This window comes from Streptomyces sp. NPDC039423 (assembly GCF_055598725.1).
On the sequence record NZ_JBVKAH010000001.1, the window covers coordinates 559283 to 574857 of the forward strand.

15 protein-coding genes are annotated in these 15575 nt (G+C 74.4%); 10 read left to right on the top strand and 5 right to left on the bottom strand.

Annotated elements, in window-relative coordinates; genetic code table 11:
- Positions 1–25 precede the first annotated feature (25 nt).
- Positions 26–802 carry a sulfite exporter TauE/SafE family protein gene (locus tag ACZ7LK_RS02420; protein ID WP_392276457.1) on the top strand — a complete coding sequence of 259 codons (777 nt, stop codon included), beginning with the start codon at positions 26–28 and terminating at the stop codon, positions 800–802.
- 55 nt (positions 803–857) lie between these two features.
- Here the strand turns inward: ACZ7LK_RS02420 and ACZ7LK_RS02425 are convergent, their stop codons facing one another.
- Together ACZ7LK_RS02425 and ACZ7LK_RS02430 are read right to left on the bottom strand one after the other, a co-directional pair.
- Positions 858–1523 carry a class F sortase gene (locus ACZ7LK_RS02425; protein ID WP_471138011.1) on the bottom strand — a complete coding sequence of 222 codons (666 nt, stop codon included), beginning with the start codon at positions 1521–1523 and terminating at the stop codon, positions 858–860.
- Between the two features lie 101 nt (positions 1524–1624).
- Positions 1625–2227 carry a hypothetical protein gene (locus ACZ7LK_RS02430; RefSeq protein ID WP_392276459.1) on the bottom strand — a complete coding sequence of 201 codons (603 nt, stop codon included), beginning with the start codon at positions 2225–2227 and terminating at the stop codon, positions 1625–1627.
- 259 nt (positions 2228–2486) lie between these two features.
- On the opposite strand from ACZ7LK_RS02430, the gene ACZ7LK_RS02435 reads away from it, so the two are divergent.
- The 3 genes from ACZ7LK_RS02435 (at position 2487) to ACZ7LK_RS02445 (ending at position 3944) form a co-directional block, all read left to right on the top strand.
- Positions 2487–3089, top strand: a complete 603-nt coding sequence (locus ACZ7LK_RS02435) for an NADPH-dependent FMN reductase (RefSeq protein WP_392276460.1) — start codon at positions 2487–2489, stop codon at positions 3087–3089.
- A gap of 64 nt (positions 3090–3153) precedes the next feature.
- Positions 3154–3522 (top strand): divalent-cation tolerance protein CutA, encoded by a 369-nt coding sequence (gene cutA / locus ACZ7LK_RS02440; RefSeq protein WP_471138013.1) that lies wholly within the window; start codon positions 3154–3156, stop codon positions 3520–3522.
- Positions 3519–3944, top strand: coding sequence for a gamma-glutamylcyclotransferase family protein (locus ACZ7LK_RS02445; RefSeq protein WP_469464971.1), 426 nt, complete (start codon positions 3519–3521; stop codon positions 3942–3944). The genes cutA and ACZ7LK_RS02445 overlap by 4 nt, the downstream gene beginning before the upstream one ends.
- Here ACZ7LK_RS02445 and ACZ7LK_RS02450 read toward each other — a convergent pair.
- From ACZ7LK_RS02450 to ACZ7LK_RS02460, 3 genes are all read right to left on the bottom strand, one after another.
- The gene (locus ACZ7LK_RS02450) at positions 3892–5979 is read right to left on the bottom strand and encodes a molybdopterin oxidoreductase family protein (RefSeq protein ID WP_392276463.1); all 2088 of its coding nucleotides are present in this window, start codon (positions 5977–5979) and stop codon (positions 3892–3894) included. The two genes, ACZ7LK_RS02445 and ACZ7LK_RS02450, sit on opposite strands and share 53 nt — an antisense overlap.
- Positions 5980–6221: 242 nt before the next feature.
- The gene (locus ACZ7LK_RS02455; protein WP_392276464.1) at positions 6222–6929 is read right to left on the bottom strand and encodes a SanA/YdcF family protein; all 708 of its coding nucleotides are present in this window, start codon (positions 6927–6929) and stop codon (positions 6222–6224) included.
- Positions 6930–6977: 48 nt separating this feature from the next.
- Positions 6978–7691 (bottom strand): aquaporin, encoded by a 714-nt coding sequence (locus ACZ7LK_RS02460; RefSeq protein WP_471138016.1) that lies wholly within the window; start codon positions 7689–7691, stop codon positions 6978–6980.
- A 104-nt stretch (positions 7692–7795) separates the two neighbouring features.
- Here ACZ7LK_RS02460 and ACZ7LK_RS02465 point away from each other — a divergent pair, with 104 nt between their 5' ends.
- The 6 genes from ACZ7LK_RS02465 (at position 7796) to ACZ7LK_RS02490 (ending at position 15569) form a co-directional block, all read left to right on the top strand.
- Positions 7796–8503, top strand: a complete 708-nt coding sequence (locus tag ACZ7LK_RS02465; protein ID WP_471138018.1) for a hypothetical protein — start codon at positions 7796–7798, stop codon at positions 8501–8503.
- A 204-nt stretch (positions 8504–8707) separates the two neighbouring features.
- Entirely contained in the window at positions 8708–9463 is a 756-nt protein-coding gene (locus ACZ7LK_RS02470) for a sirohydrochlorin chelatase (RefSeq protein WP_471138020.1), read from the top strand.
- A 37-nt stretch (positions 9464–9500) separates the two neighbouring features.
- On the top strand, positions 9501–10805 hold the full coding sequence (locus ACZ7LK_RS02475; protein ID WP_469464969.1) for a deoxyguanosinetriphosphate triphosphohydrolase: 1305 nt from the start codon (positions 9501–9503) through the stop codon (positions 10803–10805).
- Positions 10806–10921: 116 nt separating this feature from the next.
- Positions 10922–12190, top strand: coding sequence for an NAD(P)/FAD-dependent oxidoreductase (locus tag ACZ7LK_RS02480; protein WP_392276469.1), 1269 nt, complete (start codon positions 10922–10924; stop codon positions 12188–12190).
- A 59-nt stretch (positions 12191–12249) separates the two neighbouring features.
- Positions 12250–14154: a DNA primase gene (dnaG, locus tag ACZ7LK_RS02485; protein ID WP_392276470.1), complete on the top strand. Its 1905-nt coding sequence runs from the start codon at positions 12250–12252 to the stop codon at positions 14152–14154.
- Between the two features lie 155 nt (positions 14155–14309).
- On the top strand, positions 14310–15569 hold the full coding sequence (locus ACZ7LK_RS02490) for an RNA polymerase sigma factor (RefSeq protein ID WP_392276471.1): 1260 nt from the start codon (positions 14310–14312) through the stop codon (positions 15567–15569).
- Positions 15570–15575: the final 6 nt, after the last annotated feature.

Sequence of the window (15575 nt, forward strand, 5' to 3'; positions counted from 1 at the left end):
GTATCCCGTCCCTAGGCTCATGGTCATGCCCGAGATATCGCTGACCACCCTGGTCCTCCTCTGTTCGGCCGCCCTCGTGGCGGGGTGGATCGACGCCGTGGTGGGCGGCGGCGGGCTGCTGCTCCTGCCCGCGCTGCTGCTCGGTCTGCCGCACGTCCCGGCCGCCCAGGTCCTCGGCACCAACAAGGCGGTGGCGATCGTGGGCACCACGGGTGCCGCCGTGACCTACGTGCGCAAGGCGCCGGTAGACGTGGGGACGGCGGTGCGGATCGGGCTGGCGGCCCTGGCCGGGTCCATGGGCGGCGCCTTCTTCGCCGCGGGGATCAGCAGCGACGTGCTGCGGCCGGTCATCATGGTGGTGCTGCTGGGCGTGGCGGCGTTCGTGATGCTGCGGCCCTCGTTCGGCACGGCCACCGCCGGGCGGCCGGTCACCCGGGCCCGGGTGGTCACCGCGATCGTCCTCGTCGGTGGCGGCATCGGCTTCTACGACGGGCTGTTCGGCCCCGGGACCGGCACGTTCCTGGTGCTGGCCCTGACCGCCGTGCTCCACCTGGACCTGGTGACCGCGTCGGCCACCGCCAAGATCGTGAACGTGTGCACCAACGCGGGGGCGCTGGCGATGTTCGCGTACCAGGGGACGGTGCTGTGGCGGCTCGCCGCGCTGATGGCGGTGTTCAACCTGGCGGGCGGGATGTTCGGGGCGCGGATGGCGCTGCGCAAGGGCGCGGAGTTCGTGCGGGGCGTGCTGCTGGTGGTCGTCTTCTCGCTGGTGGCGAAGCTGGCCTTCGACCAGTTCGGCTAGGTCGTGTCCGCGGAGTCTCGCCTGGCCCGCGGTCCTGCACGCGCGCTCGGGCGCCTCAGCGGACGCCGATCAGGTGGGCGTACGCGACGACGTTGCCCCGGTAGCCGGTCTTCCGGTCGAACCCGCCGCCGCAGGTGATCACCCGGAGCTCCGCCCGGTCGGCGGCCCCGTAGACCTTCCGGTCGGGGAAGCCGTCCTTCTCGTACACCTCGATCGCGTCGATGGTGAAGACCGCCGTCCGGCCGTCGTCGCGGGCGACCTCGACGCGGTGGCCCTTCTTCAGCGCGCCGAGCGCGTAGAAGACGGCGGGCCCCTCGGCGTTGTCGACGTGCCCGACCACCAGGGCGGTGCCCTTGGCGCCGGGCGGGGTGCCGTCCGCGTACCAGCCGGCGATGTTCGGGTTGCCGGCCGGCGGCACCTCCAGGCTGCGGTCCGGTGCCAGGCCCAGGCGCATCACCGGGGCGTCGACGCCGATCTCGGGGATGCGGACGCGGACCGGGGCGGCGGCGGGCAGCGGGTCGGCGGCCGCGTCGGTGTGCCGGTGGGGTCCGGCGGCGAAGGCCTCGGCGGCGGTGGGGACGGGCGGGGTCGTCTCCGCGGAGCCGTTCTGGACCAGCCAGAGGCCGACGCAGGCGGCGATGACCACGCCCCAGCCCTTGCCCTTCTTCCCGGCGCCGTTCACGGTGTCGTTCCCGGCGCCGCTCCTGGTGTCGTCGGTCATGGCTGCCCTCGCGGGGGATGGGGCTCCCCGCCCGCGCCGCGGTCTCGGGGACACACGCGGCGGGGGCGGGGAGCGGGGCGGGGGTACGGGGACGGACCCCGTCAGCTGTCCTGCGCGCCGCTCGCCCGGCGGCGCAGGAGCCAGACCCCGCCTACGGCGGAGGCGGCCAGCACGGCCACTCCCGCCGCGATCTGGGTGGTGTCGGGGCCGACGCTGCCGCCCACCCCGGTCCGTACGTGGCCACTGGGGTCGTGGCGGCCCTGGTCGTGCCCCCCGGTGCCGCCCGAGTCGTGGCCGCCCGAGTGCCCGCCCGAGTCGTGGCCGCCGGAGTCGTTGCCCCCGTGCCGGACGGTCAGGTCACCGGTGGCCGTCCTGCCGTTGTCGCAGGCGACGGCGATGGCGTAGGTGCCCGGCTTGGTGTGGGAGGGCACGGTGAACCGGCCGACCACGACGTCCTTGTGGGCGCCCGGCGACAACTCGAAGTCGCCCGCGCCCAGGGACTGCGCGTCACCGATCCCGTGGCCCTTCTTGCCGCACGCGGTGGTGTTGACCGTGACGGTCTCACCGGGTTCGGCGGGTGACGGGTACACCTCCAGCTTCCCGAAGTCACCGGCGGGGGCGGCGTACACGGCCGGCGAGGCGAGGGCGCCGAGCGAGACGACCGCCAGCGCGGTACCGGTCAGCAGGCGGGCAGTGGTGCGCATGGGGTCCTCCGGGGCGCGCGACTGGGGGTGGGGCAGGCTGATCTCCTGTGTCCGAGGTAAGACCCCACCCGCCGCCCGCGCCTGCTGATGACCCATCAGATTGCGCCGTCCGGGTCGGCGTGGCGCCCTGGACGCCGGACGTCGCCGCAGGTCAGGGGCGATTCACCGGGCCCGTCGGGCGGGTCGCCCCGAACGGGTGACGCCGCCCTCGCCGGAACCGCTTGACCTCAACTTTGGTTGAGGTACCAAGGTCTTCCCCATGAACACCGACCGCACCTCCTCGCCGCTCAAGCTCGCCGTCGTCGTCGCCAGCAACCGCGAAGGCCGCTTCGGGCCCGTCGTCGCCGACTGGTTCCTCGGCCACACCGCCCAGCACGCCGACTTCACCGTCGACGTCCTCGACCTGGCCGACCCGGCGGCCGAGCTGCCCACCGCCCTCTCCTACGACCCCGCCCCCGAGGTCCGCGAGCGGCTCGCCAGGGTCGGCCCCGTGCTGGCCGCCGCCGACGCCTTCGTCGTCCTCACCCCCGAGTACAACCACTCCTTCCCCGCCTCCCTCAAGAACCTCATCGACTGGCACTACACCGAATGGCAGGCGAAGCCCGTCGGCTTCGTCTCCTACGGCGGCATGTCGGGCGGTCTGCGCGCCGTCGAGCAACTGCGGCAGGTCTTCGCCGAGATGCACGCGGTGACCATCCGGGACACCGTCTCCTTCCACAACGCCCGCGGCCACTTCGACGAGGACGGCCGCCACAAGGACCCCACCGCCGCGGACGCCGCCGCCAAGACGATGCTCGACCAGCTCGCCTGGTGGGCCCACGCCCTCCGCGACGCCAAGGCCGTCCGCCCCTACACGGGATAGGTCCCGGGGTGCGTACGCTCGGCCGTACGCGGCGCGGCGAGCCCCGGAACCGAACCGAGCCCCCATGACGCGCCGCCGTGGCGTGACGACGACGCGCGGAGGAGAGACCGTGACCCTGGCCCTGACCGTACTCACCACGACCGACGGCGCCGACAAGGCGCAGGAACTGGCCCAGGGAGCGGTGGAGGCGCGGCTCGCCGCCTGCGCCCAGGTCTCCGGGCCGGTCACCTCGGTCTACCACTGGCAGAACGCCATCGAGACCAGCCAGGAATGGCAGGTCCTCTTCAAGACCACGGAGGACTGCTACCCCGCGCTGGAGGCGTACCTCACCGACCGGCACGACTACGACACGCCCGAGATCATCGCCACCCCGGTGGTGCGGGGCAGCACGGCCTACCTGTCCTGGATCCGGCAGGAGACGTCGGCGCGATGACGGGGCCGTCCGGGGAACTGCCCTTCTTCGTCTACGGGACGCTGCGCCCGGGCGAGTACAACCACGACCGGTTCCTCCGCGGCCGCACCGCCGCGGAGGAACCGGCCCGGCTGACCGGGGCCCTGCTGTACGAAGGGCCCGGTTACCCCTACCTGGTGCGCGGCGAGGGACGGGTGGCCGGTGAGCTGATCAGCGCCGCGCCGGGCGGGTACGCGCGGCTCCTCGACGTACTGGACCGCCTGGAGCACGGCTACGAGCGGCAGGTGTGCGAGGTGGTGCGCGCCCGGGACGGCGCGAGGGTCCGCGCCTGGGTGTACGTGGCCACGCCCGCCGTACGTCTGGGGGAGCCGATAGCGGGCGGGGACTGGCTCAGCCGGCGTCCGGCGCCGCGCCCGCTTCGAGACGCACCGCGCACACCTTGAACTCGGGCATGCGCGAGGTCGGGTCGAGCGCCGGGTTGGTGAGCGTGTTCGCCCGGCCCTCCCCGGCCCAGTGGAACGGCATGAACACCGTGTCCGGCCGGATCCCGGTGGTGATCCGCGCCGGGGCCACGGCCCGCCCGCGCCGCGAGACGACGGTGACCGGCTCGCCCTCGGCCACGCCCAGCCGGTCCGCCAGCCGGGGGTGCAGCTCCACGAACGGCCCGGGCGCGGCGGCGTTCAGCTCGGCGACGCGCCGGGTCTGGGCCCCCGACTGGTACTGGGACACGACCCGCCCGGTGGTCAGCACCACCGGGTACTCCTCGTCCGTCTCCTCGGCCGCCGCCCGGTGCGTGACGGGCACGAACCGCGCCCGCCCGTCCGGTGTCGCGAACCGGTCCAGGAACAGCCGGGGCGTACCGGGGTGCTCCGGCTCGGGACACGGCCAGAAGACGCCGTCCTCCTCCGCGATCCGGCGGTAGCTGATGCCCGCGTAGTCGGCGGGGCCGCCGGCCGACGCGCGGCGCAGCTCCTCGAAGACCTCCTCCGGGTCGGTGGGGAAGCCCTTCTCCCAGCCGAGCAGCCCGGCCAGCGCGTGCATCACCTCCAGGTCGCTGCGCACGCCCTCGGGCGGGTCGACGGCCCGGCGGCGCAGCAGGACGCGGCCCTCCAGGTTGGTGAGGGTGCCGGTCTCCTCCGCCCACTGGGTGACGGGCAGCACGACGTCGGCGAGCGCCGCGGTCTCCGACAGCACCACGTCCGCCACGGCGAGGAAGTCCAGGGACTCGATCCGCTCCTGGATGTGCGCGGCGCGGGGCGCCGACACGACCGGGTTGGACCCCATCAGCAGCAGGGCCCTGATGTCGGTGCCGAGGGCGTCCAGCAGTTCGTAGGCACTGCGGCCGGGGCCGGGGAGGACGGCGGGGTCGACGCCCCAGACGCCGGCGACGTGGGCGCGGGCCGCGGGGTCGTCGAGCTTGCGGTAGCCGGGGAGCTGGTCGGCCTTCTGCCCGTGCTCGCGCCCGCCCTGTCCGTTGCCCTGGCCGGTCAGGCAGCCGTACCCGGACAGGGGCCGGCCGGCGCGGCCGGTGGCCAGGCACAGGTTGATCCAGGCGCCGACGGTGTCGGTCCCCTTGGACTGCTGCTCGGGGCCGCGGGCGGTCAGCACCATCGACTCGGGCGCGTCGCAGAACATCGCCACCGCCTCGCGCAGTTGCGGGACCGGTACGCCGGTGATGCGCTCGACCAGCGCGGGCCAGTGGGACATGGCGGCCGCGCGGGCGTCCGCCCAGCCCGTCGTACGGCTCTCGATGAACTCCTCGTCGGTCCGCCCCTCCGCCACCACCAGGTGCAGCAGCCCCAGCGCGAGCGCCAGGTCGGTGCCGGGGCGGGGGGCGAGGTGGAGGTCGGCCTGCTCGGCGGTACGGGTGCGGCGCGGGTCGACGACGATGAGCCGGCCGCCGTTCTCCTTCAGCTCGGTGAGGTACCGGAGGGCCGGCGGCATGGTCTCGGCGAGGTTCGACCCGACGAGGATCACGCACCCGGTGCGGGGGACGTCCTCCAGCGGGAAGGGCAGCCCCCGGTCGAGCCCGAAGGCCCGCTGGTGGGCGGCGGCGGCGGACGACATGCAGAACCGGCCGTTGTAGTCGATCTGCGAGGTCCCGAGGACCAGCCGGGCGAACTTGCCGAGCGTGTACGCCTTCTCGTTGGTGAGCCCGCCGCCCCCGAACACCCCGACGGCGTCGGCCCCGTGCGCGTCCCGGGTGCCGCGCAGCCCGTCGGCGACGGTCCGCAGGGCCTCCTCCCAGGAGGCGGGTTCGAGCCGGCCGGTGGCGGGGTTGCGGACCAGGGGCCCGTCCAGCCGGACCCGGGAGGAGAGCACCGCGGGCGCGGTCCGTCCCTTGCCGCAGAGGGCGCCCCGGTTGACGGGGAAGTCGGTGCGCTCCACCACCTCGACGCCGTCGCCGGCGGGCCGGAGGTTCATCCCGCACTGCAGCGCGCAGTACGGACAGTGCGTGGCGGTGGTGGTGGTGAGCATGCCCCTGAGCATGCGTCCCGCGTGTTACGCCCACCGTCACGCCGCATTACACGCCCGGTACGGCCGCCTCCGCACCCCCGCCCCGTGGCGGTGAGGGCCGCGCCCGGGCAGCGACCGCCGGACCCGGGCGCCGGGCGCACCCGGACCCCGCGCGGCCCGGCGGGCGCACCCGGCTGCCCGGGTCACCGCCCGAGGCGCCCGCGCGACCCGGGTCACCGCCCCGGGCGCCCGCGCGGGCCGGGTCACCGCCCCAGGGCCTCCGTCACGCCCGTCTCCTCGCGTCCCAGGAATGTCGGGTCCGGCTCCAGCGCCGCGTCCAGGGCCGCCTTGCCCGCCGCCACCAGCTCCCGCGCCCCGCCGTAGTACCAGACCGAGTCGTGCGGCTCGTCGACGCCGACGCCGTACGTGTCGATCCCGGCCGCCTGGCAGAGCGCGACCGCCCGGCGGATGTGGAAGCCCTGGGTGACCAGCACGGCGTCGTCCACACCGAAGATCTTCTTCGCGCGCACGCACGAGTCCCAGGTGTCGAAGCCCGCGTAGTCGCTGACGATCCGTCCGTCCGGCACGCCGCGCTCCCGCAGGTACGCGCGCATGGCGTCCGGCTCGTCGTATTCGACCCGGCCGTTGTCACCGGTCACGAGCAGCACCTTGACCTTGCCGTCCCGGTACAGCGCGGCGGCGGTGTCGAGCCGGTGCGCCAGGTACGGCGTCGGGCGTCCCTTCCACAGGCCGGCCCCGAAGACGACGGCGACGTCCCGGGCGGGCACGTCGGCCGGGGTGCGGAGCCGGCCGTCGGCGACGGCGTGCGTCCACGTGGCGGGCATGAGCGCGAGGACGCAGCCCAGCACGGCACCCCGCACCAGCCGCCGCTGCCCCCGCCGGCTCACCGGCCACTTCAGCCTCGACCGTACGGACCGCACACCCTGTCGGAATCCCACGCCCCACCTCATCCCACGCCCCACCTCCGCCTCTTCCGACGCCGGAACGGCCCCTCCGGTTCAGTGCGGCACGTGTGATCCCTCCGACGGCCGTCCTCCGTAGAGCAGGGCGGCGAGCGCGGCTCCCAGGAGGCCGCCCAGGAGCTGGGCCGCGATGAAGCCCGGCATCGACGCGGGGGCGATGCCGGTGAACGAGTCCGTCAGGGACCGGCCCACCGTCGCGGCCGGGTTGGTGAAGGAACCGGAGGAGGTGAACCAGATCGCGGCGGCGATGTACGCGGCGACCGCGAGCGGCGCGAGCCGGGCGCGCCCGATCCGGTCCAGGCCCTGGACGAGCAGCACCAGACCGGCCGTGGCGACCGTCTCGCCGAGCAGCAGGTGCGCGTCGGACCGCGCCTGGGTGGACCAGCCGCCGGGCGCCCGCCCGTACATCGCCCCCGCCAGCAGCGCCCCCGCGACCGCCCCGGCCGACTGGGCGGTGATGTAGAGGACGACCTCCCGGCCGGTCAGCCCGTCCCGGGTGCGCCGCCCGGTCCACCAGACGGAGAGCGTGACCACCGGGTTGAGGTGGGCCCCGGAGACCGGGGCGAACAGGGCGATCAGAAGTCCCAGGCCGATCGCCGAGGCCAGCGAGTTGGCCAGCAGCCGCACCCCGGTGTCGGCGCTGAGACCGGTGGCCTGGATGCCCGAGCCGACGATGACCGCCACGAGCGCCCCGGTGCCGACCAGTTCCGCCCCGGCACGGCGCGGCAGCGCCGTCCGCGTCCCACTCATGGACCCCACACTTCCTCTCTGTGGAAAAATTATTCCGCGCTTCGAAAGTAAGGTAGCGGGTAAATAAGATCGTTCTCTGCCCCGTGGCCTGGCACGATGTCCCGATGACCACGTCCGGCCCCTGGGCCCTCGCCGCCGCACGCAACAACGCCGAATGGTGCGCCACCATGTGCCGGGCCCACGGACTCGGCGGGGGCACCCTCGGCGAACGTGCCTGGACGCACCCGCGCCGGACGCCGCCGTACTACCCGGACGCCGTCACCCTCGCCCCCGACGCGCCCCTGGCGGAGGTGCTCGCCGGCATCGACCGGAGCACCCCCGGTGCCTCGGTCAAGGACGGGTTCGCCACCCTCGACCTCACCGGACACGGCTTCACGCCGCTGTTCGACGCCCGGTGGATCCACCGCCCCGCCGGCGCCCCCGCCCCGCACCACCCGGACACCGCCCCCTGGGAGCCCGTGCGCACCCCCACGGAGCTCGCCGCCTGGGAGGACGCCTGGAGCGGCGGCGAGCCCCCGGACCTCTTCCGCCCCGCCCTCCTCGCCGACCCCGCGACCACCGTCCTCGCGGGCCGCGCACCGGACGGCCGTACCGTCGCCGGGGCGGTCGTCACCCACAGCACCGGCCCCGGGGTCGTGGGCGTCTCCAACGTCTTCGGCGCCGACCCCTGGCCCGGCTGCCTCGCGGCGCTCACCCGGCTGTGGCCCGGCACCCCGGTCGTCGGGTACGAGCACGGCGAGGACCTCGCGGCCGCCCTCGCCCACGGCTTCACGGCGACCGGCCCCCTCCGCGTCTGGATCGCCACCGCCTGACCCACGGCCCCGCTCCCGGCCCGACCGGCCGGTCCGGGGCGGCGTGAGCCGCTGGAAAACACCTGTCACCCGCGCGCAACGACCCGGCAACACCCGCCCGTCACCATCGATTCATGACGGAGCCGGCCCACCTCCACGCGCCCGACCCCCACCAGCGGCCCGGCTCCCGGCCGACCCCTCACCGCCAACGGAACGCGCAGGCCCATGAGCACACCCCACCTGCCCACCCTCGTCGCCGTCGCCCACGGCAGCCGCGACCCCCGCGCGCTGACCACCGTGAACGCCCTGCTCGACCGGGTCCGGGAACTCCGGCCCGGCCTGCCCGTACGGCTCGGCCACATCGAGCTGAACGCGCCCCTGCTCACCGACACCCTCGCCGGCCTGCCGGACGGCGACGCCGTCCTCGTACCCCTCCTCCTCAGCCGCGGATACCACGTCAAGCACGACCTGCCCGGCGCCGCCGCCACCGCACCCCACCTGCGCGTGCGCGTCGCCGCCCCGCTCGGCCCCCACCCCCTGCTCGTCGAGGCGCTCCGGAGCCGGCTCGTCGAAGCCGGCTGGCGCACCGGCCACGGCACCAGCCGCAGCACCGGGGTCGTCCTCGCCGCCGCCGGATCCCGCGACCTCGACTCCGCCGCCGACACCCGCCGCACCGCCCGGCTGCTCGGCGAGCGCCTCGGCGGCGTGCCCGTCGTCCCGGCCTACGCCTCCGCCGCCGCCCCCACCGTCGCCGACGCCGTCCGCGCGCTCACCGCCCGGGGCCGCCACCGCATCGCCGTCGCCTCCTGCTTCACCGCCCCCGGCCTGTTCGCCACCCGCAGCGCCGCCGCCGCGCCCTGGCTCGCCGCCGCCCCCCTCGGCCCCCACCCCGCCCTCGCCCGGCTCGTCCTCCACCGCTACGACCAGGCCCTCACGGCCGGGACGGTCCCGGCCGGTCCCTCCCGACTGGTCCCCGCCTGACCGGTTCACCCTCCGTCCCTGCGGTTACCTTCAGTGCATGAACGGCATGGACGGCATGAACGGCGTGGAAGGTACGTACGACACCGCGGACACCGAACGCTGGGCCCCCGAGCCCGACAAGCGACCGGGCCGCACCGCGTTCCAGCGGGACCGCGCCCGGGTGCTGCACTCCGGCGCGCTGCGGCGACTGGCCGGGAAGACCCAGGTCGTCACCCCCGGCTCCCGCAGCCACGCCTGGGACCCCAGCCCGCGCACCCGGCTCACCCACTCCCTGGAGTGCGCCCAGGTCGGCCGCGAGCTCGGCGCCGCCCTCGGCTGCGACCCCGACCTGGTCGAGGCCGCCTGCCTGTCGCACGACATGGGCCACCCGCCCTTCGGTCACAACGGCGAGCAGGCCCTCAACGACTTCGCCGAGGACTGCGGCGGCTTCGAGGGCAACGCCCAGTCGCTGCGCCTGCTCACCCGGATCGAACCCAAGCGGTTCGTGCACGACGAGGGCTCCGGCGAACTCGTCAGCGTCGGCCTCAACCTCACCCGCGCCGCCCTCGACGCCGCCACCAAGTACCCCTGGCCGCGCGGCGCCCACCCCACCGACCCCGGCTCGCCCAAGTTCGGGGTGTACGAGGACGACCTCCCGGTCTTCGCCTGGGCGCGGCGGGGCGCCCCCGGACAGCGCCGCTGCTTCGAGGCCCAGGTCATGGACTGGTCCGACGACGTGGCCTATTGCGTGCACGACTTCGAGGACGGGCTGCACGCCGGGCACATCGACCCCAACCTCCTCCTCGCCGAACCCGAACGCGCCGACATCTGGCGGGTCGCCGTCGGGCGGTACGTCCCCGCCGGCACCGACCCGCAGGAACTGGCCGACGCCCTCGACCGGCTCATGGAGCAGGAGTGGTGGCCGCACGGCTACGACGGCACGGCCCTCGCCCAGGCCCGCCTGAAGGACGCCACCAGCCAGCTCATCGGCCGCTTCTGCCTCGCCGCCGAGACCGCCACCCGCCAGGCGTACGGGACCGGCCGCCTCACCCGGTACGCCGCCGAACTGGTCGTCCCGCGCGAGGCGCGCAACGAGTGCGCCGTCCTCAAGGCCGTCGCCGACCGGTACGTGATGCAGCGCGCCGAGCAGGAGGCGCTCCGGGCCGACCAGCGCATCGTCCTCGCCGAACTGGCCGAGGCCCTGACCGCCCGTGCCCCCGAGGGCCTGGACCCCCAGTTCCGCGCCCTGTTCGACACCGCCCACGACGACCGGGCCCGCAAGCGGGTGATCGTCGACCAGATCGCCTCCCTGACCGACGCCTCCGCCCGCACCCTGCACGCCCGCCTGACGAGCCGCCACTGAACCGGCCGCCGCCGAAGCCGGCGCGGACGTCCTCTTCCAACATCACGCTCCGTACGGGACGCTGCTGGGGCCGGCGGCGTAGCGTGACAATTCCCGGAACCACCAGGAGGCAACAAGTGGTCGACGCAGATCAGACCTTCGTCATCGTCGGCGGGGGACTGGCCGGGGCCAAGGCGGCGGAGACACTCCGCTCCGAAGGGTTCACCGGCCGCGTGATCCTCATCGGAGAGGAAGCCGAACCGCCCTACGAACGTCCGCCCCTGTCCAAGGGCTACCTCACGGGCAAGGAACCGCGCGAGCGCGCCTACGTCCACGAGTCGACCTGGTACGCGGAGCACGACGTCGAACTCCACATCGGCCAGCCCGTCACCTCCGTCGACCGTGCCGCCAGGACGGTGCGGCTCGGCGACGGCACCACCATCCGCTACGACAAGCTGCTGCTGGCCACCGGTTCCGAGCCGCGCCGCCTCGACGTCCCCGGCACCGGCCTCGCCGGAGTGCACCACCTGCGCCGCCTCACCCAGGCCGACCGGCTCCAGCACACCCTCGCCGCGCTCGGCCGCGACAACGGCCACCTGGTGATCGCCGGCGCCGGATGGATCGGTCTGGAGGCCGCCGCCGCGGCGCGCGGGTACGGCGCCGAGGTCACCGTCGTCGAACCGGCCCCCACCCCCCTCCACGGAGTCATCGGCCCCGAGCTCGGCCAGCTCTTCGCCGACCTGCATGCCGCGCACGGCGTCCGCTTCCGGTTCGGCACCCGCCTCACCGAGATCACCGGCCAGGACGGCATGGTGCTGGCAGCCCGCACCGACGACGGCGACGAGCACCCCGCCCACGCCGTCCTCGTCGCGATCGGCGCCGCCCCCTGCACGGCCCTCGCCGAGAACGCCGGCCTCGCCCTGGTGGACCGGGCCCACGGCGGAGGCATCGCCGTCGACGCGTCGCTGCGCACCTCCGACCCCGACATCCACGCGGCCGGGGACGTGGCCGCCGCCGAGCACCCCCTCCTGCACACCCGGCTGCGCGTCGAGCACTGGGCCAACGCCCTCAACGGAGGGCCCGCCGCCGCCCGCGCCATGCTCGGCCGGGACGTCTCCTACGACCGGATCCCGTACTTCTTCTCCGACCAGTACGACCTGGGCATGGAGTACAGCGGCTGGGCCCCGCCCGGCACGTACGACCAGGTGGTGCTGCGCGGCGACGCCGGCCGGCGCGAGTTCATCGCCTTCTGGCTCAAGGACCGCCGGGTGCTCGCCGGGATGAACGTGAATGTGTGGGACGTCACATCGGACATCCAAGACCTCATCCGTTCCGGTGCGCCCGTGGACCCCGAGGCCCTCGCCGACCCCGCGACACCGCTCACCGCCGTCCGGCCCGGCCCCTAGGTCGTGTCCGCGCCCCGCTTCCCGCCGGACGATCACCGAAGCCCCCGTAAGATTTACGCGTGGCAGGCGGCAGGATCAACGATGACGACGTGAAGGCGGTACGGGACGCGGTCCCGATCGACGCCGTCGTGTCCGAGTACCTCCAGCTACGCAGCGCGGGCGGCGGCAACCTCAAGGGCCTGTGCCCCTTCCACGACGAGAAGTCCCCCTCCTTCCAGGTCAGCCCCAGCAAGGGTCTCTTCCACTGCTTCGGCTGCCAGGAGGGCGGGGACACCATCGCCTTCGTGATGAAGATCGACCACCTCTCCTTCTCGGAGACGGTCGAGCGCCTCGCCGCCAAGGCGGGCATCACCCTGCGGTACGAGGAGGGCGGGTACAACCCCGGCCACCAGCGCGGCGAGCGGATCCGCCTGATCGAGGCGCACAAGGCGGCCGCCCAGTTCTACGTCGAGCAACTCGACGGCGCCGAGGCCGAGATCGGACGGAAGTTCCTCGCCGAGCGCGGTTTCGACCAGGCCGCCGCCCAGCACTTCGGCGTCGGCTACAGCCCGGCCGGCTGGGACCACCTCACCCGCTACCTGCGCGGCAAGGGCTTCTCCGACAAGGAGCTGCTGCTGTCCGGGCTCTCCCAGGAGTCCCGCCGCAACCCCATCGACCGGTTCCGCGGCCGTCTGATGTGGCCCATCCGGGACGTCGGCGGCGATGTCGTCGGGTTCGGCGCCCGCAAGCTCCGCGACGACGACACCGGCCCCAAGTACCTCAACACGCCCGAGACGCCGATCTACAAGAAGTCCCAGGTGCTGTACGGCATCGACCTGGCCAAGAAGGACATCGCCAAGTCCAGCCGCGCCGTCGTCGTCGAGGGCTACACCGACGTCATGGCCTGCCACCTCGCCGGCGTCACCACCGCCATCGCCACCTGCGGCACCGCCTTCGGCGGCGACCACATCAAGATCCTCCGCCGGCTGCTGATGGACAACGGCTCGGCCCGCGTCATCTTCACCTTCGACGGCGACGCCGCCGGCCAGAAGGCCGCGCTGCGGGCCTTCGAGGACGACCAGAAGTTCGCCGCCGAGACCTACATCGCCATCGCCCCCGACGGCATGGACCCGTGCGAGCTGCGCCTCGCCAAGGGCGACGAGGCGGTCGCCGACCTGGTCGAGCCCCGCACCCCGCTCTTCGAGTTCGCGCTGCGCCAGATCGTGGGCCGGTACGACCTGGAGACCCCCGCCGGCCGCGCCGCCGCCCTCGACGAGGCCGCGCCGGTCGTCGCCCGCATCAAGAACACCGCCTCGCAGCACGAGGTGGCCGTGCAGCTCGCCGGCATGCTGGGCATCCTCGACACCCAGTTCGTCGTCAAGCGCGTCGCCCAGTTCGCCCGCTGGGCCAGGGACCGCGGCGGCCGGGGCCCCGCGCCCGCCTCCCGCCCCACCCCCGCCGCGCCCGCGGCACACGCCCCCGCCGCGCCCTCGGGCCCGGCCCTGAACCTGCGCAGCCCGGCCCACCGCACGGAGCGGGAGCTGCTCAAGCTCGCCCTCCAGCACCCGGCCCTCGTCTCGCCCGCCTTCGACGCGTACGGCGCCGACGAGTTCACCGCCCCGCCGTACGCCGCGGTCCGCCGGACCATCGCGGAGGCGGGCGGCGCCGAGCAGGGCGCCGGCAACACCGCCGAGTACCTGGCGCGCGTACGGGACGCGGCCCCCGACGACACCGTCCGGGCGCTGGTCACCGAGCTCGCCGTGGAGGTCATCCACGGCCGCACCGTCGACGAGACCTACGCCGGCGACCAGCTCGTCCAGGTCCGCCTCCGGGCGGTCGACCGCCGCATCCGCGACGTCCAGGGCTCCCTCACCCGCCTCGGCTCCCACGGCGACCCCGACCACCTCGCCGCCGTCCAGAACGAGCTCTGGGTCCTCCAGCAGTACGCCCAGTCGCTCCGCAACCACGGCGCCGCCGCCCTCTAGACACCCCCCGGGACCGGGGACACCCCCCGGACCGGGCACCGAGCCGCCCTCGGGCCCGCGAAGGCCGCACCGGCGCGCCCTGTCACCGGACGGTCGCAAAAAGTGGTCGCACGCCCCTACTGGCGGTGATGTGTCGTACCCCACACTGGGAGGCGGTGCCTGAGTCCTCGGAGCGCGGCCGGTCCACCGACGGTGGGCCCCTCACCCCCGCGGATCCGCTCATCGAGTACGGGACGGAGAACAGCGGCCCGGCCGCCGCCGTCCCGCTGCCGTACGCCCCCGACCCGGCAGCGATCACCCTGGAGGTCGCCCTCGTGCAGACCCGGACCCTGACCGACACCGACCCGGCCACGGCATCGGCCGTCGCCGTCCCCGTACAGGGCATCCCGCCCCACCACCCCGAGACGCTGCCCGGAGCGCTGCCCGACGCCGTACCGGACCCCGACGAACCCGAACAGGCGCCCGCCGACCGCAGTCGCGCCGCCGCGGAGGCGTCCGCCGGCGGCCCGTCCGCCGACCTGTTCCGCCAGTACCTCCGGGAGATCGGCCGCATACCGCTGCTCACCGCCGCCGAGGAGGTGGAACTGGCCCGCCGCGTGGAGGCCGGGCTGTTCGCCGAGGAGAGGCTCGCCACCGCCGCAGGCCTCGACGAACGGCTGGCCCTGGACCTCGACCGGCTGGTCGTCATGGGCCGGATGGCCAAGCGCCGCCTCATCGAGGCCAACCTGCGCCTCGTCGTGTCCGTCGCCAAACGGTACGTCGGCCGGGGCCTGACCATGCTCGACCTGGTCCAGGAGGGCAACCTGGGCCTGATCCGGGCGGTCGAGAAGTTCGACTACGCCCGCGGCTACAAGTTCTCGACGTACGCCACCTGGTGGATCCGCCAGGCCATGTCCCGCGCCCTCGCCGACCAGGCGCGGACCATCCGGGTCCCGGTCCACGTCGTCGAGCTGATCAACCGGGTCGTCCGGGTCCAGCGCCGGATGCTCCAGGAACGCGGCTGCGAACCCACCCACGACGAGGTCGCCGCCCACCTGGACCTGGCGCCCGAGCGGGTCGGCGAGGTGCTGCGCCTCGCCCAGGAGCCGGTCTCCCTGCACGCCCCGGTCGGCGAGGAGGACGACGTCGCGCTCGGCGACCTCATCGAGGACGGCGACGCCGCGTCCCCCGTGGAGTCCGCGGCGTTCCTCCTGCTGCGCGAGCACCTGGAGGCCGTCCTGTCCACCCTCGGGGAACGCGAACGCAAGGTCGTCCAGCTCCGTTACGGCCTGGTCGACGGGCGGCCCCGCACCCTGGAGGAGATCGGACGGATCTTCGGCGTGACGCGCGAACGCATCCGCCAGATCGAGTCCAAGACCCTCAGCAAGCTGCGGGACCACACCTTCGCCGACCAGTTGCGCGGCTACCTGGACTGACGCACC

Bases quoted from the DNA above. Each gene is read 5' to 3' on its own strand.
- ACZ7LK_RS02430 (WP_392276459.1), bottom strand. From the start codon at position 2,227: ATGCGCACCACTGCCCGCCTGCTGACCGGTACCGCGCTGGCGGTCGTC.
- ACZ7LK_RS02470 (WP_471138020.1), top strand. From the start codon at position 8,708: ATGAGCACACCCCACCTGCCCACCCTCGTCGCCGTCGCCCACGGCAGC.
- cutA (WP_471138013.1), top strand. From the start codon at position 3,154: ATGACGCGCCGCCGTGGCGTGACGACGACGCGCGGAGGAGAGACCGTG.
- ACZ7LK_RS02435 (WP_392276460.1), top strand. From the start codon at position 2,487: ATGAACACCGACCGCACCTCCTCGCCGCTCAAGCTCGCCGTCGTCGTC.
- ACZ7LK_RS02445 (WP_469464971.1), top strand. From the start codon at position 3,519: ATGACGGGGCCGTCCGGGGAACTGCCCTTCTTCGTCTACGGGACGCTG.
- ACZ7LK_RS02475 (WP_469464969.1), top strand. From the start codon at position 9,501: ATGAACGGCATGGACGGCATGAACGGCGTGGAAGGTACGTACGACACC.
- ACZ7LK_RS02455 (WP_392276464.1), bottom strand. From the start codon at position 6,929: ATGAGGTGGGGCGTGGGATTCCGACAGGGTGTGCGGTCCGTACGGTCG.
- ACZ7LK_RS02460 (WP_471138016.1), bottom strand. From the start codon at position 7,691: ATGAGTGGGACGCGGACGGCGCTGCCGCGCCGTGCCGGGGCGGAACTG.
- ACZ7LK_RS02450 (WP_392276463.1), bottom strand. From the start codon at position 5,979: ATGCTCACCACCACCACCGCCACGCACTGTCCGTACTGCGCGCTGCAG.
- ACZ7LK_RS02425 (WP_471138011.1), bottom strand. From the start codon at position 1,523: ATGACCGACGACACCAGGAGCGGCGCCGGGAACGACACCGTGAACGGC.
- ACZ7LK_RS02420 (WP_392276457.1), top strand. From the start codon at position 26: ATGCCCGAGATATCGCTGACCACCCTGGTCCTCCTCTGTTCGGCCGCC.
- ACZ7LK_RS02465 (WP_471138018.1), top strand. From the start codon at position 7,796: ATGACCACGTCCGGCCCCTGGGCCCTCGCCGCCGCACGCAACAACGCC.